The 21,029-nt window shown below is 28.4% G+C and carries 21 protein-coding genes and 1 tRNA gene; all 22 read left to right on the forward strand.

The genetic code is table 11. The features are described 5' to 3' along the window. Positions 1–92: 92 nt before the first annotated feature. Entirely contained in the window at positions 93–383 is a 291-nt protein-coding gene (locus Ctaglu_RS09935; RefSeq protein WP_125000761.1) for a thiamine-binding protein, read from the forward strand. Beyond that, positions 355–1,131 (forward strand): ABC transporter permease, encoded by a 777-nt coding sequence (locus Ctaglu_RS09940; protein ID WP_125000764.1) that lies wholly within the window; start codon positions 355–357, stop codon positions 1,129–1,131. The genes Ctaglu_RS09935 and Ctaglu_RS09940 overlap by 29 nt, the downstream gene beginning before the upstream one ends. 37 nt (positions 1,132–1,168) lie before the next feature. Continuing rightward, entirely contained in the window at positions 1,169–2,173 is a 1,005-nt protein-coding gene (locus Ctaglu_RS09945; protein WP_125000768.1) for an ABC transporter substrate-binding protein, read from the forward strand. Continuing rightward, on the forward strand, positions 2,154–2,909 hold the full coding sequence (locus tag Ctaglu_RS09950) for an ABC transporter ATP-binding protein (protein ID WP_125000771.1): 756 nt from the start codon (positions 2,154–2,156) through the stop codon (positions 2,907–2,909). The genes Ctaglu_RS09945 and Ctaglu_RS09950 overlap by 20 nt, the downstream gene beginning before the upstream one ends. Positions 2,910–3,089: 180 nt before the next feature. Then, on the forward strand, positions 3,090–3,290 hold the full coding sequence (locus Ctaglu_RS09955; protein WP_125000774.1) for an SUV3 domain-containing protein: 201 nt from the start codon (positions 3,090–3,092) through the stop codon (positions 3,288–3,290). Positions 3,291–3,457: 167 nt separating this feature from the next. Next, entirely contained in the window at positions 3,458–3,640 is a 183-nt protein-coding gene (locus Ctaglu_RS09960; protein ID WP_125000777.1) for an alpha/beta-type small acid-soluble spore protein, read from the forward strand. 164 nt (positions 3,641–3,804) lie between these two features. Beyond that, positions 3,805–3,879 (forward strand) — tRNA-Glu (locus tag Ctaglu_RS09965). Positions 3,880–4,685: 806 nt separating this feature from the next. After that, positions 4,686–6,755: an AAA family ATPase gene (locus Ctaglu_RS09970; protein ID WP_125000780.1), complete on the forward strand. Its 2,070-nt coding sequence runs from the start codon at positions 4,686–4,688 to the stop codon at positions 6,753–6,755. Next, positions 6,752–7,783 (forward strand): hypothetical protein, encoded by a 1,032-nt coding sequence (locus tag Ctaglu_RS09975; protein WP_125000783.1) that lies wholly within the window; start codon positions 6,752–6,754, stop codon positions 7,781–7,783. Before Ctaglu_RS09970 ends, Ctaglu_RS09975 begins: the two co-directional genes overlap by 4 nt. 226 nt (positions 7,784–8,009) lie before the next feature. Then, the gene (locus Ctaglu_RS09980) at positions 8,010–8,789 is read left to right on the forward strand and encodes a phospholipase D family protein (protein ID WP_185732650.1); all 780 of its coding nucleotides are present in this window, start codon (positions 8,010–8,012) and stop codon (positions 8,787–8,789) included. An 81-nt stretch (positions 8,790–8,870) separates the two neighbouring features. Continuing rightward, positions 8,871–9,218, forward strand: a complete 348-nt coding sequence (locus tag Ctaglu_RS09985; RefSeq protein ID WP_125000791.1) for a hypothetical protein — start codon at positions 8,871–8,873, stop codon at positions 9,216–9,218. 270 nt (positions 9,219–9,488) lie between these two features. After that, positions 9,489–9,746: an HTH domain-containing protein gene (locus tag Ctaglu_RS09990; RefSeq protein WP_207669461.1), complete on the forward strand. Its 258-nt coding sequence runs from the start codon at positions 9,489–9,491 to the stop codon at positions 9,744–9,746. A gap of 86 nt (positions 9,747–9,832) precedes the next feature. Further along, on the forward strand, positions 9,833–10,882 hold the full coding sequence (locus Ctaglu_RS09995) for an HNH endonuclease (protein WP_125000797.1): 1,050 nt from the start codon (positions 9,833–9,835) through the stop codon (positions 10,880–10,882). 590 nt (positions 10,883–11,472) lie between these two features. Then, a complete protein-coding gene (locus Ctaglu_RS10000) occupies positions 11,473–13,206 on the forward strand; it encodes an AAA family ATPase (protein WP_125000800.1) in 1,734 nt (577 codons plus the stop codon). Then, complete coding sequence (locus Ctaglu_RS25105; RefSeq protein ID WP_207669462.1) at positions 13,184–13,414, forward strand: hypothetical protein; 231 nt, start codon at positions 13,184–13,186, stop codon at positions 13,412–13,414. Before Ctaglu_RS10000 ends, Ctaglu_RS25105 begins: the two co-directional genes overlap by 23 nt. Beyond that, positions 13,411–14,928, forward strand: a complete 1,518-nt coding sequence (locus tag Ctaglu_RS10005) for a hypothetical protein (RefSeq protein WP_125000803.1) — start codon at positions 13,411–13,413, stop codon at positions 14,926–14,928. The genes Ctaglu_RS25105 and Ctaglu_RS10005 overlap by 4 nt, the downstream gene beginning before the upstream one ends. A 506-nt stretch (positions 14,929–15,434) precedes the next feature. Beyond that, a complete protein-coding gene (locus Ctaglu_RS10010) occupies positions 15,435–16,679 on the forward strand; it encodes an RES family NAD+ phosphorylase (RefSeq protein ID WP_125000806.1) in 1,245 nt (414 codons plus the stop codon). 361 nt (positions 16,680–17,040) lie between these two features. After that, a complete protein-coding gene (locus Ctaglu_RS10015) occupies positions 17,041–17,451 on the forward strand; it encodes an HTH domain-containing protein (RefSeq protein WP_125000809.1) in 411 nt (136 codons plus the stop codon). Between the two features lie 53 nt (positions 17,452–17,504). Further along, positions 17,505–18,026 carry an NUDIX hydrolase gene (locus tag Ctaglu_RS10020; protein WP_185732652.1) on the forward strand — a complete coding sequence of 174 codons (522 nt, stop codon included), beginning with the start codon at positions 17,505–17,507 and terminating at the stop codon, positions 18,024–18,026. A 419-nt stretch (positions 18,027–18,445) separates the two neighbouring features. Further along, on the forward strand, positions 18,446–18,856 hold the full coding sequence (locus Ctaglu_RS10025; protein ID WP_125000815.1) for a peptide deformylase: 411 nt from the start codon (positions 18,446–18,448) through the stop codon (positions 18,854–18,856). 181 nt (positions 18,857–19,037) lie between these two features. Continuing rightward, complete coding sequence (locus Ctaglu_RS10030) at positions 19,038–19,298, forward strand: hypothetical protein (protein ID WP_125000818.1); 261 nt, start codon at positions 19,038–19,040, stop codon at positions 19,296–19,298. Positions 19,299–19,500: 202 nt separating this feature from the next. Continuing rightward, the gene (locus tag Ctaglu_RS10035; protein WP_125000821.1) at positions 19,501–20,607 is read left to right on the forward strand and encodes an alkaline phosphatase family protein; all 1,107 of its coding nucleotides are present in this window, start codon (positions 19,501–19,503) and stop codon (positions 20,605–20,607) included. Positions 20,608–21,029: the final 422 nt, after the last annotated feature.

Raw genomic sequence — 21,029 nt, forward strand, 5'->3', positions numbered from 1 at the left:
AGGATTAAAAAACCCTTCGTTCAATTAAGAGCTAAGGGTTTATTTTATTTTAATAATTCATCACCCTAGGTGATGACTAAGGAGGAATTTAAATGTCAGTTGTAAATGTAAGTCTTCAAGTTATACCAGTGGTGGCAGAGGAAAGAATCTACCCTGTGGTAGACAAGGTTATAGAGTATATTCAAGCTAGCGGAGTAAAATATGAGGTAGGACCAATGGAAACTACTATGGAGGGTGAACTAGATAAGCTTTTGGATATAGTAAAAATGGCTCAAGAAATTTGTGTAGAGCAAGGAGCGGCTAGAGTTGTTTCTATAGTAAAAATAGATTATAAAGCTGAAGGCGTGACTATGAATGAAAAAACATATAAATATAGAAAATAAGCTCATTCCTATATTTTTTCAATTAGTAATTCTTTTTATATGGCAGATAGCTATAGATAAGTGGAAGGTTCCACAATACATATTGCCTTCACCAAAAGACATTATTATTACCTTAGTTAATATATTGCCTAGTATTACTAAACATATTTATGCAACTTTATGTGAAGCCTTGATTGGATTCACAATATCAATTTTGCTCGCATTAATTTTAGCTATATTAATGGACAATGTAAAGCTTATCAAAAAATGCGTATATCCAATTTTAGTAGTATCTCAAACCATTCCTATTATTGCCTTAGCACCACTTTTTGTAATATGGTTTGGTTTTGGAACATTGCCTAAGATTATTGTGGTAGTACTAGTATGTTTTTTTCCTATAGTTATTAGTTTGATGGATGGTTTAGAATCAGTGGACACGGATATGGTAAACCTTTTAAAGACCATGGGAGCCAGTAAGTTTAAAATTTTTACAATGGTAAAGCTACCAGCCTCTACTGTGAATTTTTTTTCAGGCCTTAGAATAGCCGCGACCTATAGCATTATGGGGGCAGTTATTGGAGAATGGCTAGGAGGAGATAAGGGTCTTGGGGTATATATGATTAGAGCTAAAAATTCATATGCCCTTGATAAAGTTTTTGCAGTAATTATAATTATTGTATTATTAAGCATGGGACTATTTGGGCTCTTGTATTTATTACAATATTTTTTTACTCCTTGGAGTAGAAATAAAGCAGATAAGAAAAACTAAACTTATATAATATTTTATTCTACTTGGAGGTAATAAGATGCTAAAGAAATCTATTTCATTATTATTAATAGCTTCAATGACTGCAGTTTTATTTGTAGGTTGTGGTACAAAAAAAGAAAGTGTAACTAAGGAAGAAACCTTAAAAAAGGTTACAGTCATTTTAGATTGGGTACCAAATACTAATCATACTGGATTATATGTAGCAAAAGACAATGGATATTTCAAAGAACAAGGACTTGATGTTGAGATCATCCAGCCTGCACAGGGAAGTACTTCAACTTTAATTGCAGCAGGTAAAGGAGATTTTGGTATAAGCTATCAAGAAGATGTAACTTATGCTAGAAGTGCTAAAGATCCACTTCCAATAAAGGCTATAGCTACAATAATTCAACACAACACTTCAGGATTTGCAGCACCTGTAGGTAAAAACATTAAGTCGCCCAAGGATTTTGAAGGTAAAACCTATGGTGGATGGGGATCTCCTTCCGAAACTGCAATATTAAAAGCCCTTATGAAAAAAGATAATGCGGATTTTTCAAAATTAAAGACAGTGGATGCAGGAGCAGAGGATTTCTTTGCTGTAACTAAGAAAAATATTGATTTTGAATGGATATTTTATGGATGGACAGGAATAGAAGCTAAGCTTAAAAATATTCCTATTGACTATATTGATATTGGAAAATTAAATAATGATTTAGACTATTATACTCCAGTAATTATAGCTAATGAAAATAAATTAAAAGAAAATCCAGAAATAGCAAAGAAATTTTTAAAAGCTGTTACAAAAGGATATGAATATTGTATGGAAAAACCTGAGGAAAGTGCTAAAATTTTATTGAAAAATGCACCAGAGACAGATAAAGCTCTTGCTATAGAGAGTCAAAAATATTTAAAGGGACAGTATAAAGCTGAAGCTAAAAGATGGGGTGAAATGAAAGAATCAGTTTGGAATAATTACACCAAATTTCTTTTAGACAGAAAGCTTATACAAAAAGATATGAAGGCAAGTGAGGCATTTACTAATGAGTACTTACCAAACTAGTAATGAAAAATTAAGGGTATCAAATATCAAAAAAACCTTTGGAAGTATGGATATAATAAATGATGTTTCCTTTTATGCCAGTGAAAATGAATTTATAAGTTTACTCGGACCAAGTGGCAGTGGTAAAAGTACTATTTTCAATATTATATCAGGTCTTTTACTTCAAGATTCAGGTGAAATTATAATTGACGGACGAGAATGCCATGGTAATATTGAAAAGGTAAGTTATATGCATCAAAAGGACTTGCTATTACCTTGGAAAAATATTGTGGACAATACTACACTTTCTCTTATAATAAAAGGGAAATCTAAAAAAGAGGCAAGGGCCGAGGTGCTTACTCATTTTAAAACTTTTGGACTCCAGGGCTTTGAATATAAATATCCATTTCAGCTTTCCGGAGGTATGAGGCAAAGAGCCGCATTGCTTAGAACATATATGTCATCCGCGGATATTATGCTGCTAGATGAGCCTTTTGGTGCACTTGATGCAATTACTAGATCAAAGATGCACTATTGGCTAATAGACGTGATTAAAGAACTAAAAGCTACCATAATATTTATAACTCATGATATTGAAGAAGCAATATTTTTATCTGATAGAATATATGTATTATCAGATAAACCAGCAACTATAAAAAAAGAAATAATTGTTGATTTACCTAAAAATAGAACTGCAGATATAGTTACATCAGAAAAATTCAATGAAATAAAGAGAATTATTTTACAAACATTATAAGGAATCTTAAAAAACAACCCAATAAAACATCCACCTTAAAATAATTAAGTTGGGTGTTTTATTGGGTTGTGCCTAAAAAAGGTATGAAAAATTAGTATTGTGATAAAATATAATATTAAGTCACATGAAGATAAATACTAAGTCAATATAAATCGCATTTTTGACTTGGTATTTATCTTCATGTTCCTAGCTAAAAAAGAGATTATCTCAAAACCACAGTGTCATTTAGAAGACCTTTATGAATTAGAACTTTACTACCAAAAAATAAATCTTTATTATTCATTTTCAAAAGTATGTAAATTAAATTTTGATGAACAATGGGTATATGCGAATAGGAAAAAAGTTAGCGATGATATTAACAGCATATTAAAGAGCATATAAAATAAATATTAAAGTCACTGATTTTTCTAGGAAATAGCATTTAGAGGTAGAATGGTTTTTATATTCTCTTTTTGCCATTAATACCATTAAAACAAGGTTATAAAATTTATTAAATGTGTACATTATATTAGTACAACAAACAAAATGTTTAAAGGAGGTTACATAATATGCCATACAGAAGTTTAGTACCAGAAGCAAAAGCAGGACTAAATAAATTCAAAATGGAAACTGCAAATCAGTTAGGAGTAAGCTTTACAGACTATAATGGTGACTTAACATCAAGACAATGTGGCTCAGTTGGTGGAGAAACGGTTAAAAAAATGGTAGAGCAATACGAAAGAAATTTATAAATTTAATCAGATAGGGTGTGCAGCAAAGTTGCATACCTTGTTTTTTTGTAGTAAATACAAACAAATGCAATTTGAATTTATAATAATTAATTGATTATCTATTCAGTTTATCTATTTGACTTATGGTATATAAAAGGATATAATAAATCTCGTAGTGTTAATACGGCTCCTTGGTCAAGAGGTTAAGACGCCACCCTCTCACGGTGGATTCAGGGGTTCAATTCCCCTAGGAGTCACCAAAACGTAAACGTTGATATAGCAGGCTTTACAGCAATGTAAAGCCTGCTATATTTTTGTTTCCCACAATTTTAACACATAAGTTTCAGAAAGGTTTAGAATGTATTGGGTAAATATCTGGAGTGGCTAGTCATAACGATGGCTTATGGATTGCTGTGGTTGAAAGTGCTAAAAGATTGAATTTATCTATGAATATTCAAGAACTAAAAGCAAGATATGTAAATGAGTCATAACTTAGACAAAAAGCATCGGTTAGATATCGGTGTTTTTTTGTTGTTTCTTAATATTAAAGAAAAGTTAAGATGGATTGTTTAGTAGATAACGAGTTATTTTGATTTATTATACAAATTTAGAAGGAATATGATAGAATGATGTAGAAAATATATATGAGAGGTTTTACATCCATTAATTAACACCATAAGCAAATTAATTACTTTATATGCATTCTAATTTAGATTGTACTTATTATAGATAATGCCTAAACTGTTGATTTTACTTAGTATGTAAATAAATGTTAGCATTTTTGATCGTTTATAGGTAGAAAGATTGTTGGTAGAATGTTTTAGAAGTATTTATGAGTATTATGTCTAAAATGGGAAGTTCATCTTTAAATTAGTTAGTAGTAGTTTATATGGTTAATAGTGTGAATTATAATAACTAAAATGTTAATGATGGATTTGCTGAGTCTAGTAAAGATGGGTAGTGGATAATATTTTATTAATAAATAGCCTTTTTACCTTATGCATAAATGTATTTTTAAAGGAGCCTAGCATATAATGGTTGCATATACATTTGGGAGGAACAAAACATGGAATTAATTTGTGTTTATATTGAACGCTATAGAAATATAGAAAAACAAAAAATTATATTTAATAATAATTTTATTATTAATATTGATATGCATGAAAATAAAGATGATATTCCAACAGTTAGTGTTGATATTAAAGAAAAAAAAGACATTAATGAGATTAATATTTATGGAGAAAATATAAAAAATATAACTGCTATAGTAGGGAAGAACAGTACTGGAAAAAGTAATTTCTTAAACTGCATAGGAAATTTAGAAGAATCTAGTCAAGATGGTCAATTCATTATTATATATAAAGGTACTAATAAAAATATAATTATTGAAACAGTTAATGTAAATCTATATTGTATTAATCAAAAGTCTATCATTGAAAGTGATAAAAAAGAAGGTTATTCTTCACTATTTGTATATAAAGATAACAAGATTGAAGAATATAAATTAGATGAAGAAAATAGTTACCAATTAACTAAAATGGATAAACACACTAGAGCATTATCCAATATTGAATATCTTAGTATTGGCGAAGAGTTCAATAACATCAGGGGAGATAGAGTTAATGGAACGCGTCCGCTAAATAGATTTGGAGCGCCATATAATAAAAAATCTTACTTATATGAATTTATATATCTTACTGGAAAAAACGAAGAAAATTATACAACGAATCATCTGAAATTATGTTTTAATCTTGAAATTATAAACAAAGATAATGATGATAAAAAAATTTATATATTACCTCAATTTGATATTTGTAAAAAATATTTAGAACTTGATAAAGTTAAATTTAAAGAAGTTTTTTTAGTTGCTTTATTAGATAAACGATTAGATATAATTCAACATCATATAACTAGAGATGATGTTCAGGAATGGGAAAAATCGAGATTAGATACATATCTAATGGAGTACGATTCAATAAAAAAGGAAATTTATGGTTTGGAAGAAGATATAACTAAAATTATTGCTGAAAAAAATACGTTAAATAACAAGCTAAACCATTTGGAAGAAAAATCAGTGGTATGTAAAGAATATGTAAAGTTTTTAACTGAATTATTTAGTATAGTAAATAATTCGGAACATTTTGAATTTAGATTTACATCAGAGTCAAAGATAGAAGCAACTATAAATTTAAAAGACATAATAGAGGATGAACTTGTTAAAGAATTTACTAAGTTGTTAGAACTAGATTACCATATGAATATGTATGGTGCAGATTATGCGCTTGTAACTAAAACCATTAAACCATCAATTATATACTTATCAGAAGGACTAAAATATTTAAACTATGTATTTGGAGCATTAGATAGGTCACTTACTATTAATAAAAAAGAATTAGAAGAAGAAAAATACAAAGAACTAAATAAAGATGGACAAACCACAGTACTATTACTAGATGAGCCAGAGGTTCATTTTCATCCAGAATGGTCAAGAACATTTATAAATGAGTTAGTTAAATTTATTACTAAAAATTATAGCAAATTTAATTTTCAAATTATAATTACAACACACTCACCATTCATTTTAACCGATATATTTGAACAAAATGTAATTAAATTTATAAAGAATGATGATGGTAAAGCTATTGTTGAAAAATCTAATATAGCTTCTTTTGGAGCGAATATACATACTTTATTAACTAAATCATTTTTCATGAATAGTACTATTGGAGAATTTGCTAATCAAAAAATAAAAAATGTAGTAAAAATTATGGATAAATATAAAGAATTTAAAAATAAAAGTGAAATTGAAAATATAGAATTTAAAGAAGAATATAAAAAATATATGAATTGCAAAGAAGAGGATGAAATTAATATAGATAAATTAAAAGAAAATATAAAATATATTATTGATAATATAGGCGAGCCTTTAATTAAAAGAAAGTTAGAGGAAATGCATAGGATAACCTTTCCGGAAGATAAAAAAGATTACGAATTAGAGATTGCAACCTTACAAAGAGAAAAAGCCGAATTGAAAGAAATCTTAAGAGATAAAGGACTTGATAAAGTTGAAACTATAATGAAGTTATTGGATAGCAAGATTAGAGAATTAAAAGAGAGTGCTGGAGAAGAGGCATGATAAAGATACAAGTTAGTGAGCGTAAGCTGAAAGATATAAAAAATAAGCATTGGCAGTGGTTTAAAGATAATATATTGAAAAATTGGATAGCTAAAATGACAAGAGAAACTGATAACGAATTTCTTGAAATTTTTTTTAAAGATAGAGATAGTTTTAATAAATGGTCTAATAATATAAAAAAGGGTAACATAAAAATATGGATTAAAGAGCAAGAAGATATAAAATTTGATGTATTTAAGGAATTTATAATAGGAAATGTAAATAGTTTGAATGAACTAAAAAATCAATTAGGGATTATTCGTGGAACTGAAAATAATATAAAAAAGTATTTTGAAAATCAATATAATAAGTTTAGAGATTTTCAAAATCAATGGGGCGGAGCTTATTTAATTGATGAATTAAATATTAATGTATGCCCTTATTGCAACAGGAACTTTATAGACACATATGTATATGATAAAAAGAAAAAACTTGTCTCAAATGCTCAATTAGATCATTTTTATGCAAAAGAACAATACCCTTATTTTGCAGTATCTCTTTATAATTTAATTCCATGCTGTGCTGTATGTAATCTTGGAAAACTAAATGATAATAAACAAATTATCTATCCTTATGAAGAATGCTTTGGAGATTTTGCAAAGTTTGAAACTGGTTTTATAAATGATAGTGAAGAAAAAAGTTATGATATAAGTTATTTATTAGGCAATTCGGATAATTTTAAAATTGAATTAAAGCCTCAAGATCCCAATAGTGATAAAGGAAAGAAAATACAAAACTCAATAAATACTTTTCATCTTGAAGATTTATATAATTTTCATAAAGATTATGTGAGAGAACTTATTAAAAAAGCAATAATTTATAATGAAAGCAGAATAGACGAGCTATACACTCAATATCCAGAACTTTTTAAAAGTAGAGAAGAAGTAGTGCAAATGGTAGTTTCAAATTACATAAGTAATAAAGATTTAGGAAAAAGACCACTAGCAAAATTGACAAAGGATATTTGTGAGGAATTAGGATTAATATAATAAACTGAAGTTGTAACAATACTATAAAAAGTAATACAAATAAATGGAACAGTTTATTATTCTGAACTTCACATTATCCATATAATGAGAAGCTGATATTACTAGAGAAAAGTAATTAACTACGAGAAAAATATAGATAAATTATAGCTAACCTGAATTGTATTTAGTTGAAAATTGAATAATACATATATATTATATAAGTTTTTAATATAGGAGGGAAATAAGTGTGGGGGTTGAACTAATAACATCAGGATTCTTCGCTGGTAAATTTTATGAGGTAGTTGATTCAGTTGAGTTATCAATAAGGATTATATCTCCGTTTATAGGAAGAACTACTGCATTTAAACTTGCAGAGTTCTTGAGAAATAGTCCTAAGGTTAAGTGTCAAATTATAACAAGATTCTATCGTGAGGATTTTATTCAAGGGGTAAGCAGTATTGAAGGATTGAATACTTTGCTAGATTCAGGTGCTGAACTTCTTGCATTACTTGGCTTACATACAAAGTTATATGTATTTGATAAATATTCTGCCATACTAGGGTCTGCAAATTTCACTAATGGCGGATTTTTTACTAATCATGAATTAAGTGTCTTTATTGACTCTGATGAAGTTATTGGTAATGAGTGCAATATGCACTTTGAAGAACTGTGGAATAGGATAAAAGATACTGGAGAGGGTCAGATAACAAAAGAATGGATAGAAAAAGAGATTGTCGATGTAGCAAAATCGTCAAAAGGCCTAATAAAAGGTGTATCAAAAGGTAATTTTGTTAAGCGCGGAGCAAGATTAAATACCGAGCCGTGGACACCTGTAGATGAACAACCCAAAGATGCTATTCCTGTTAAAATAACTGATATACTAGAAGAAGTGTTAAATAGCGAAATCATGCAACATTCAAGTAATGCTTGGCTCAAATTTAATTCTAAATCTACTGATAGACTAGATAATAGCGTGAACTTTTTGAGGGAAAGAAAGAGCTCTGATTTAAACCGCGTTTACTTTTAAAAAAAACCTACTGGTATTAAGGACAATGAGGTTGTTTATATAGTTGCTCTAAGTTATGATGATGAAAATAAACCATCACCTATGATTATTGGTAGAACAATAACAAATGGGTATAACAAAAAGAATGTTGCGACGGAGCAAGAGATAGCAGCAGACGATAGTAGACAAGATTACCCATATTACATTGAATTTATAGAAGGAAGATTCATAGATGCACCAATAAAAAATACATTACCGTTGCAAAAACTATACAATTCTGTTGGAATAAACACATATCCAACTACAGCAGTTAATCCAACGGCTAATAGAGAATCCTTAAACAAGATACATTCTCAAATGTGTCATTTGAAAATTACTCAAATGGCAATAGACTTTTTAGATAAAGAGTTAGAAAAGTACTTCAAGAAATATGGATATATGGATTTATAATAAAAGCTAACTTCCTATTATTCATATACTAATTATGTTAATAATGGGAATTTAAAATATGTGAAACACTTTATAGGTGTAGTGGATATGAGCGAAATCTGAAGTCATTTTTCAGTTAAAGAGTTATGTCAAACTTGTATTTTTATGCGACACATGAATGATGTAAAACAATTTAATAAATAGTAATTTATTTTGTAAGAGAGGTGATCAATATGGAAGATGTGAAAGTGATAACTAAAAAAGATGTGATGGAAGAGTTGCAACTATTGATTGAAAAATACAAATTTAATTTCTATGATTGAACTTAGTGGAAAAGATGATGCTGATTTTAAAATTGGAGCATTTTTGCAAGTATTATTAGAATATCATAGTATTTCGGCAGAAACAATTGCATTAATGTCTGGAGTTAGTGAAAAAGAAGTTGTTTATTTATTGGAAACTCCTAAGTTAGTATCTTTAGAAAGTAAATATAAAATATCTAAAACAGTAATGTCAGTACGCTTCTTATTTAAAGAATTAGAATCATAAGTTGCAGTTTAAGGTAGAGTGAATAAATAGGAATTTGTATATTAGTAAAACAGAAAAATATTTGAAATAAGATTTGGGGTGAGAATATGGATTATGATGAATTGAAAAATTTGCAAGAAAGAGTGGCTTATTTTACTAAAAAATATATGCCATTGTTTCAATATACGCATAATAGTGATCAAACACCTTTGTTTGATGATAAGAATAATACATGTCGATTTTGTGGGAAAAGTTCTCCTAAAGTTACATTTAAGAAGAAAGCACATGCTATTTCTGAACTAATTGGAAATAAAGAGTTTGTCTCTAGAAATGAATGTGATGTTTGTAATGAGCAATTTGGTAATTCCTTTGAAGATAACTTGTCTAAATATTTAGGAATTACCAGAAATTTATCGCAAATTCATTCAAAAAAAGGAGTACCTTCATATAAAAGTGAGAGTGGTAAAAGCAGAGTTGATTTTACTAATAAAGGGATTGTGATTCAAGATATTGAGGGTAGCAATTTTATTGAAATGAAAGAGAACGGTATGCTTATTCATTCGGTGCGACAAAGTTATTCTCCATTATCAGTTTATAAATCTTTTGTGAAAATGGCATTGTCCGTTTTACCTTATGAGTATATGTTTTATTTTTGGAGTACAGTAAAGTGGTTAGGAGAAAAGAGTGATGCAACATCTTACTATGATATGAAAGATTATGAATGGATAATTGAGCGTTTTGTTCCAGGACCACGACCACTTTCTTTAACTCTACATGGATTTATTCGTAATAATGATGTAATTGAAGTTCCTTTTTATCAATTTGTATTAGAATTTGGTAATTATATATATCAAATAGCAGTGCCATGCAAGTTTAAAGATTATAACTTAGGTAAGAGTAAAAATAAAATAACAATTTACCCAATGCCACATGAATTAGAATTTATTAAGTTTCAATTTGGCAAAATTGAAACTAATTTTAAAGTTATGAATAACCCTAATAAAATAAAAGGTGAGAAATTAGATGTATTTATGGGTTTTGAAAATTGTGAAATATATGATGGAAATGGAAAGAAAATAGATGATATATTAAAAGAAGAAGGAATTAACTTGAAGGAAAGATTAAAATATAAGCCAATTAACCTAAACGAAATTTAATATTTGCATCGGTATTCAAAATAATAAAATAACCTTATTTGGTGTGAGGTATAAATTCCAATTTGTCGACTTGAGTTAACATAATTATAAATCCAGATCTTTCTTAAATTACGAAATATCTATGAAAGGAAATTAAGTTAACTGCGAATTATCCATAAAACTGGACATGTTGTGTCTATAATGGGAAGTGTGCGCCTCGTTTTCGAACAATCTATATAGAAATACATAATAAGTCTTATAAATATGCCTAATAATACAGCTAAGGGAATAGATGATAAAGATGAAAAGAAGCAAAGGAATACTTTGATATATGGGCTGTTGAAATGATTACGTCAATCCATAGAGAAAGCGACAAACCCTCTGCAGTTCGTAGTAAAATGTAAGGCGAGTGTTTACCGAAATAACGAATAAATTTGGAATACACGTTAGAGTATTAATAGATTTTTTTTAGCAGGGCTCTTATGAGATATATTCTTAAAATGATAAAAAGTGTGCAGATGAATTTAAAACATAACGTTTATTATAATGTGTCTTTATTCAGATTCACATGATAGCTATATAAATTTTATTGTATACAAAGGAGGAAGCTTATGCAGGGAATTCAATTAGTATATTTTTGTTTAGTTTATTCAGATACAGGTTTAAATAATATTGAGTTAGCTTTTAGTAATCATTTTGAATTTCATGTTCAAGAATTTCATGAAAAAAATCTCGAATGTAAAGTTTTGATTAGCAAAAAAGAGAAAACAGATAGTCTTAGCGAAGAATTTTGGGGTGAAGAAAAACATGTAAGTAGAGTTGACTTACTTGTAGGAGAAAATGGTGCAGGTAAATCTACGATAATGGATTGTTTAGGCGGTCAAGGTAGTGGACAGTGGTTTGCTCTTTATTTGGAGATAGTAGATGGAAAATTGAATTGGTTTTTTAATACAGATGTGGATTACCCGGTTAACATAGAAATATTAGAAGATTGGAATATAGAAAATATTATTAAACCTAAAGAAATAGGTGATGCATCTTATGCATGTCGCCATATACCTAATGTGTTGAGTAGAAGTTGGGTTAATAACTACGGCAATCCTGATGATTTTGGTATAATTGCGGGGAATAAACCAGCAGCAGTTTACAATTTTGTTAAACATGAATTGCCGTTATTACAAAAGTATTTTCCAGCAGAAAATTTAGCCTATCAATTTAGTATTCCAGTTGATCTTTATTCCATGATGAAATTTTTTAAAAACAGAAAAGTAAATGGTTATTTGAAAACTATTTTAGAAACAGCTACTCTTATGATAAGTGAGAGTAAAGATTGCAAGTTAAATATTAGGACTAAAGAGCAATATGGGTATGGTGAAATAGATGAAGATTATATTAAATATAGACAACATTCAGATGCATTATTAGTAGACTGCTTCTATCAAGAGGAGTTTTCAAACGAAAGACTAAATTTATTAAAGATGATTGTTTATGTGTATTGGGTTATGCATATTACAAATGTAAAAAATATTCAAAATTTAGAGTGCCAATACAATATGAATTCGTTATTAGAACTTAATAGTTATCTAAAAAATGTATTGAATAGTATTACTAATAAATCCAAAAACATGACAAGTTCAATGAAAATAATAAGAGAATACATTGAGTTTGATTTTATAGAAAAACTGTTTTCTTTTGTTGAAGAAGGATGGTTGAAAATTAGAATTGGATCAACAGGCAGTATTGGATTTAAGATTTTCTTGAATGAAAAAGTAGATAAGGAAATAGATATGAAGATACTTAATTTAATTAATTTTACAAATCAAATTAAGACTCGTTACAACGATGATAATATAAAGTCGTTGAAATTACAATGGGTTGGATTTGGTAATATGAGCTCAGGAGAGCTGGCTTTCATAGATTTGTTTTCCAGTATATCTGGGATTTTCTCATTGAACATAATCTCAGATGAGGAGGAAAATTATGAGTTTGAGAAATATAATAAAGCTTCAAATTATCTATTTCTCTTAGATGAACCGGATGCGGGGTTTCATCCTGAATGGTCTAGAAGATTAATATACTATGTGACTACGTTTATTAATAGTTTGCTTAGTGAAACTAATAATAAATGTCAGTTTATTATCACTACTCATTCTCCATTCATGGTTTCTGATATGCCATCAGATTATGTTACTTGTATTAAATTGGAGCTAGATGAAAATGGAACATATAATCGAACTATAAAAAAGCCGAAGCATAGTTTTGCAGCGAATATTTACGAACTTCTAAATGATGGATTTTTTATGGATGCACCTGTAGGAGAATTTGCCTGCTCAATGTCTAAGTAAGGAAATAGATGATATATCTAATTTAATTAATATGGTTTCGGATAAATTAATAAGAGCCCGCCTAAATGATATGCTTCAGAAGAATAAGAAACTTTTACTTGATATTGATTCACCAACCATAATAGAGCATTTAATAAAAGAAATAAAAGAATTAAAACAAGAAGTATCAAAACTAAAAAATAAAGGTTACGATGGGGAAAAATTATGATTTTAATAAATAAAAAATGCTTTAATAATAAAATTGATTCCAATATATATGGTGATGGTAAAATACAGTATTTAGCCCAATGGTATCAAACAACTATGATGAAACAGGTATTAATTAAATACAACACTCAGGGTACGCCAAGTAAAGGTACTGGTACGAGTGCTAAAAATTTGTATATAACAAATAAAAAATATATTACAGATAACATTATTCCTTTTTTTAAAAAAAAAGATGGAGATATGGATGAAGGCTTAGTTAGTAGTTTACTAACAGGAAATTTTATTGGAAATCTAGCTGATTTGTCTGAGGAACCACCTAGTAAAGATTTCAGTGATTACTGGTTTAAAATAATAGGGTACTATACACTTTCTAAATTTGTATTTTATGATATAGAAAAAATGAAAAATGATGTTATGAAGTTAGTTGAAGATAATAAATTTAATGAGCAGGAATGTATATATGTTATAGAAAATATTTATAATGCAAAAATTAAAGAGTATAATTCTAACCATAATAAATTTAAAATCACACCTAAAATATTAAAAATAGCATATAAAAAGATAACTAAATGGAATATAAACAGTAGAAAAAAGTTTGTTAAGCAAAGTGTTATAGATATAAAAAAGACAATGTGTATTGAACTACAGGGAAAAGAGAAATTTTATACAAATAGTTCTGGTGATGTTAATAAGTTATGTGATATTGAAAAATTTAATGATATGATTAAATTTTTTTTTAGTTATGAAATGCTAAATGATAAACAACGGCATATTATTCTGAACACATTAGACATAGTAGTTTGCCCATATTGCAACAGACAGTATATTACATCATATGAGCCTAGTGAAAATAAAAAAGATAAGATTGATGTATTAGCTACAGCAGATTTAGATCATTTTTATCCAAAAGCTAAGTTTCAATTATTTTCTTTATCATTATATAACTTTGTGCCGGCTTGTCAAATATGCAATTCTCGAATGAAGATTGACAAGCCAATTGAGATTTTATACCCCTATGCAGAATGCTTTGGAGATGAAGTAAAATTTGAAGTTATACCTGTGGATAAAAAAAATGAGGGGAAATCACTTTTTGATCTTTTATATGGAAAAGATGATACTCTGAAATTTGAAAAATATAGAATTAGTATTGATAGGTCTAGCATAAGTGATAAAAAAAAGAAGAAATATGTTGATGGCTCTATTGAAATGTTTCAATTAGAACAAGTATACCAGTCACATAAAGAATATGCAGCTGAAATTATTAGGACAAATGCTATTTATGGCAGCAATGTACATGATTCTGTGATGAACACTTTGTTTAATAATGAACCATTATTAAACAAAGATAGGGAAGAAAGCCTTAGCGCTATATTATCTCATTTAGGAGGAGGTACCAAAGAAACGCTTTCAGAAAATGAAAAAAACCGTATTCTTTATGGAATCAATGTTGAAGACAAAAATCAGGATTTAAAGAAACCATTAGAAAAATTGACGCGTGACATATTAAAATTATGATTTTGCTCATAACTTTACAAATTGTTGAATTGCTAATCTAATATAAATAGTTTATTTTTGTTATGGGGGGTTAGATAGATTTATATTAATTAGTATGAGTTTAAGTGATTTAAAACTATTAGTTCATCTGACAATTACATATTCGACAAAATCAGTTGGGCTACGTTTTTTTAGAGAGTACAATATCCTCTCCTGTACTAATTAGTGATGGCCAAAATAATTTGAAATTGTATTATTTTAACTACCCATTATTCCATATAATGGTAAATTGGAAGTATGATTTTAAAATGATGAATATTACAAAAGAAAAAGAGGGTATCACTATATCAAAAATCATTTGATTTTGTATTAATTATGAGAATAAAATATTAAGGTTTAGGTAATAAGCAGTTAGTTCGAAAGAAGTAAATAATGGATAAGCAAAATGTGAAATAAGGAAAGAGGTTTATGTTTGAATAATAAAAAGTTTGATGACTATAGATGAGAGTTAAAAGGAGAAGATAAATTTGAATTGTTGTGTTAATTGTTTTAAAAATGAATACATAAAAAAATTTATTATTAGTAATAACCAAAAGGGAAAGTGTACATATTGCCATAGTCAAAATGCGTATATTAGCAACACAGAAGATTTAGGATATTATATTTATGATAAAGTATCAAGAGCATACTCAAATATATATAATACTGAAGTATATGATATGGAAAAAATGAGTATGTATCTTGGGATGAATGAAATAAAAGAAGTGATTAGGGGTATCTCAACATTTGAATTATTAAGAGATAAAGAAGATATATTTTCAGAAGAGGTTGAAGATATTAAAAGATTATTTAATGCACTAACATATAATGATACAGCACAAAAAAGATTTGAAACTTTTAATGATAATAGAGATATTCTAATTTTTGATGATGGATATACTCATTATGGTTACACTGACAATGAGTATAAAGATATGTGGAATTATTTTAAATGCAAAGTTAAATATATTACAAGGTATTTTGACTTACAAGAAGATTGTATAAATAGAAAAGAATTATTAAACGGAATAAAAGAAGTATTATTATATAAAAGTTTAATTCTAAATTTAAACGAGGGTAAGTATCTTTTTAGATCAAGAAATTTAGAAGATAAAGATATAAATTTACACAGAGAAAAACAAAAATTAATATGTGAAATAGGACCTTCTCCCTCAAAGTATGTAAAAAATAATAGAATGAGTCCAGCGGGAATTTCTTATATGTATGTCGCTGAAAATGCAGACACTACTATTAGAGAAATAAGACCTAAAATAGGAGATAATATTTTATTAGGCAAATTTAAATTAAAAAAAGATTTGAAAATATTAAATCTTTCAGAAATTCCTAATATGCCAATGGAAAATTTATTTAGTCCTAAATATAATCATAGTTTAATATTTGCAAAGGAATTTCTAATCGAGTTTACAAAAGAAATAAGCAAACCCATGAAAAAAGAAGATAATACCGATGTAGAATATGTACCCACTCAAGTATTAGCCGAATATATAAAAATGTTAGGATATGATGGGATAAAATATGAGAGTTCACTTGAAAAGGATGAATACAATTATGTATTATTTTGTAGCACGCCAGAATGCAATATGGAAATTTTAGGAATAAAAGACGGTTTAAAAACCTTTACAGAGTGGATGAAGTTAGTGGAATTAAAAAAAATAAAATTAGATATAAATAATATTGTTTTAAATGCTCAAAAAACAAAAACTTTTAGGTAATAAGATTTAAATCACAAGAGTGATAGGTGCTTATAAGGAGATGGAAAATACCAAATAGCAAGTTCCAACATTTCATTTGCTAAGCTACCTATTATTTGGTATTTTATATTCAAAAATATAGCAACACATAAATTTTTCAATAACACGAGAATTACATAAATCAACTTCTTAATTATCCATATACCGATTAGGCTAATAATAGGCAGTCGAAAAAATGAATATTTAATTGATGAGTGTAGTGAAAATGAATAACTTGGATATGGCGAACTAGTAAATTTATGCGACACATGAATGATGTAAAACAATTTAATAAATAGTAATTTATTTTGTAAGAAAGATGATCAATATGGAAGATGTGAAAGTGATAACTAAAAAAGATGTGATGGAAGAGTTGCAACTATTGATTGAAAAATACAAATTTAATATAGATGTGCTTTCAAAACTATTAGATGTAAAAGAAGAAGTTATTTTAAGTCAAGATGAAAAAAAAATATTTGAAAATTCTAAAGACTTTTCTAAAATGTCTAATTTAATTTCTATGATTGAACTTAGTGGAAAAGATGATGCTGATTTTAAAATTGGAGCATTTTTGCAAGTGTTATTAGAATATCATAGTATTTCGGCAGAAACAATTGCATTAATGTCTGGAGTTAGTGAAAAAGAAGTTATTTATTTAGTGGAAAATCCTAAGTTAGTATCTTTAGAAAGTAAATATAAAATATCTAAAACAGTAATGTCATTACGCTTTTTATTTAAGGAATTAGAACCATAAATTCCAGTTTAAGGTTGAGTGATATAAATAGCAATTTGAAAAGGATGATGTATATGGCAAGTGAAATCTGGGATGCTTATGATAAGGATTGTAATAAGTTGGGATTTGACCAATTTAGAGATGAACCTATTCCAAAAGGTGTTTATCATATAGTTGTTGAAATTTATACTGTAACAAAAGATAATGAAGTATTGATAACTCAAAGACATCAAAATAAAGCATTGGCGTTAAAGTGGGAAATAACTGGTGGATCAATCTTGAAAGGCGAAACACCAGAGCAAGGTGCTATCAGAGAACTAAAGGAAGAAATAGGGATAGAAGTAACAGATTCTGACTTGAATTTTGTATGTTCTTATGTTTATAATAATGATTCCTCAATTTATAAATGTTTTGTAGTATTCATAAATAAAGAAAAAACAAAAATTCAATTACAAGAAGGAGAAACTATTGATTATCGCTATATACCATATAATGAGTTTAAGCAGTTCATTAAAACAGATGATTATGTCAATTTTATAAGAGAACGTTTTTATGCTCATGAAAAACTATTTGATACTATTATTCATCAGCGATAAATTTCAATTTTTAGTTTAATTAGTTCGCATCATTCTTAACGGACGATACAAACAACTGTTAGAATTACTAAAGTAATGGAGTAATTCTGCGTTTTTTATATATTCTTCAGCTTCCAATTATTCTTAATAACAAGAACTTGAAGTATATAAAATTTTATTAAAAAGTGTAGTCAATTTTAAATAATTGTGAAGTAAAGACAATTTATAATAATCTGTAGATAAATAGTAATTTATCATTGAGTTAAACATAAATTTCTTACAGTACAATGTATAATCAGAAATAATTTGTAAAAAAAATTAAAAAATGTAAGTTAACCTGTGTAATTGATGTGCCAACTGGGTGTTGGACTTTATGTGTTAATTTTATATATGATATAGTATGATCTATAAAAAATACAACTGAAAAAGAGGTATACATTATGATAAAACCAATTGTAAAAGATATATTGTTTTTAGGACAAAAATCAGAAGATGCAACTAAAAATGATATAGTAGTAATTGATGATTTAATAGATACATTAAGAGCAAACCTAGAGAATTGTGTTGGATTGGCTAGTAATATGATTGGAGTAAAAAGGCGTATATTGGTATTTACTGTAGGCAACCTTATTGTGCCTATGATAAATCCATTTATACTAAATAAAGAAAAGATTTATGAAACTGAAGAGAGTTGTTTATCTTTAATTGGATTTAGAAAAACAAAGAGATATGAACTGATAGAAGTGGAGTATCTTGATAGAAATTTTAAGAAGCAAAAGCAAGAGTTTACTGGATTTATAGCACAAATAATTCAACATGAAATGGATCATTTTGAAGGTATAATAATCTAATTGAATAATTAAAATATGAAGTAATTACTAGCCTAGAGGTCATTGAGAACCATGTGAGTTTGATAAGTGAGGTTTTGCTCTGATCATTAATTAATAATGATTAAGGCTACTGTTATTTAGAAGCATAGTATATACTTGATTTGAAGAGAAATAGCTATTAAAAAAGAAGGAGAGCGAAAAAATGGAACAGTTTTTTAAAGCAATAGATGAAAAGATAAGAAAGTCAGGATATCCTGGAGAAGTCAGTGGCGAAGAAATCTACGATGAAATAAGTGATAAGGCCGAGGATCAAGAAGAAGGAAGTTACTTATTCATGAAGAAGCAAAATGATGATATCATGTTCGAATACAGAGTGGATATTTTAGAGGACAATATTAATTTAGCAACCCTCACGATACATACACCAGAGAGAAAGTACTTTATTGATTTTGATGCTGAATAGATAGACGTATTGGGGATGAAGATGAAAATGGTGATTTTGAAGCAAAAAATTATTTTAATATCTACTGGGTTTACTAATAGGGGTATAAAGATAATGGGAAAGAGAACATTTGTTTATAATTAAGCTTATTTATATACAATGGCACATTGGGAATCAGTTAGAACAAAATGCAAAATCTGAAGAAGACGATTGGAGGCACTTTATGGACATAAAACATCCAGACTATAATAATTCTATCGTGAATTTGGCTTGCTCAGTTCTGAAACATTATGGAGCAGAAAACCATCATGAAACTTTAACAATATTTGATAACTATTTAAAGAAAAATTATAAAAATGTTGTGGTCATGTTATTAGATGGTCTAGGCGTAGATGCCTTAGAAAACCATCTTGATAAAGGAAGTTTTTTGAGAAGGCATTTTGTGTCAGAAATATCTACAGTGTTTCCACCCACCACAACTGCGGCAACAACTTCTATTGAAAGTGGATTGACGCCTAAGGAACATGGGTGGCTTGGCTGGAGTTTATATTTTAGCGAAATAGATAAGATTGTGAATGCTTTTATTAACACGCTGGGAGATAGTGATGAAAAAGCTGCTGATTATCATGTGGCTGGAAAAATAATCCCTTATAAAAGCGTATATGATATTATCAATGAAACTGGTAATGCTACAGCTTACAGTGTATCACCTTTTGGCACCAATAAAGTTTCATCACATATTGAAATGTTTGAAGAGGTAGAAAGACTTTGTAATCTTGCTGGAAACAAGTATATTTATGCATACTTCCCACAACCTGATGCTGCTATGCACGAATATGGCTGCTATAGTAGTGAAGTAACTTCATGGGTGAAAGAACTAAATGAGGGAGTAGAAAAAACGTGCCAGGTGCTAAAGGATACTATTGTTATTGTAACCGCAGACCATGGGCATATTAATTTGAACTATAGGTTTGTTAGCGAACATCCTCATCTTTTAAAGATGTTAGTAAGACCAATTTCTATTGAAAGTAGAGCCACCTGTTTTTATGTAAAAGAGGAGTTTAGAGAAATGTTTAAAGAGGAATTTTACAAAGCCTTTGGCAAGGATTTTTTATTGTTTTCCAAGGCGGAAGTCTTAGAAGGAAATTTATTTGGAGAGGGTCAAGCCCATAGAAAATTTGAGGAGTTTATTGGTGATTTTTTGGCAGTTGCCATTGGGGACCAAGGCATTGCCTACAGTCCTAAATCAAAACGGTTCTTATCAAATCATGCAGGAATGACCAAGCAGGAGATGATGGTACCATTTATTGTGGTTGAGAGTCATGGTTAGTTCGAATCTTTCATAACGGACGACACAAACAACTGTTAGGATTACTAAAGTAATGGAGTAATTCTGTGTTTTTATATATTCTTCAACTATCCATTATTCTTAATAATGCTAAGAGAAGTTATTAAGATTTTTTCATTTATTTTCCCACATAAGTGTTAGAAAGGTTTAGAATGTTATACCCTTGGAAGGCCTGATATACATAAGTTATAGCAGATTGCAGAAAGTTATAAAAGTCAAATTAACGACTCAGGGGTTCAATTCCCCTAGGAATCACCAAATGTTGATATAGCAAGCCTTACAGAGATGTAGAGCTTGCTATATTTTTTACTTTACCACGCTAAAAAAGTAAAAAATTAGTACAGGAGTAAATTCCCATACTAATTTCTAGTTAGATATACACTTCTAAAGTTATTTACACAAAT

The sequence above is a fragment of the Clostridium tagluense genome (assembly GCF_003865095.1).
In the GTDB taxonomy this organism is placed as follows: Bacteria; Bacillota; Clostridia; order Clostridiales; family Clostridiaceae; genus Clostridium_AD; species Clostridium_AD tagluense.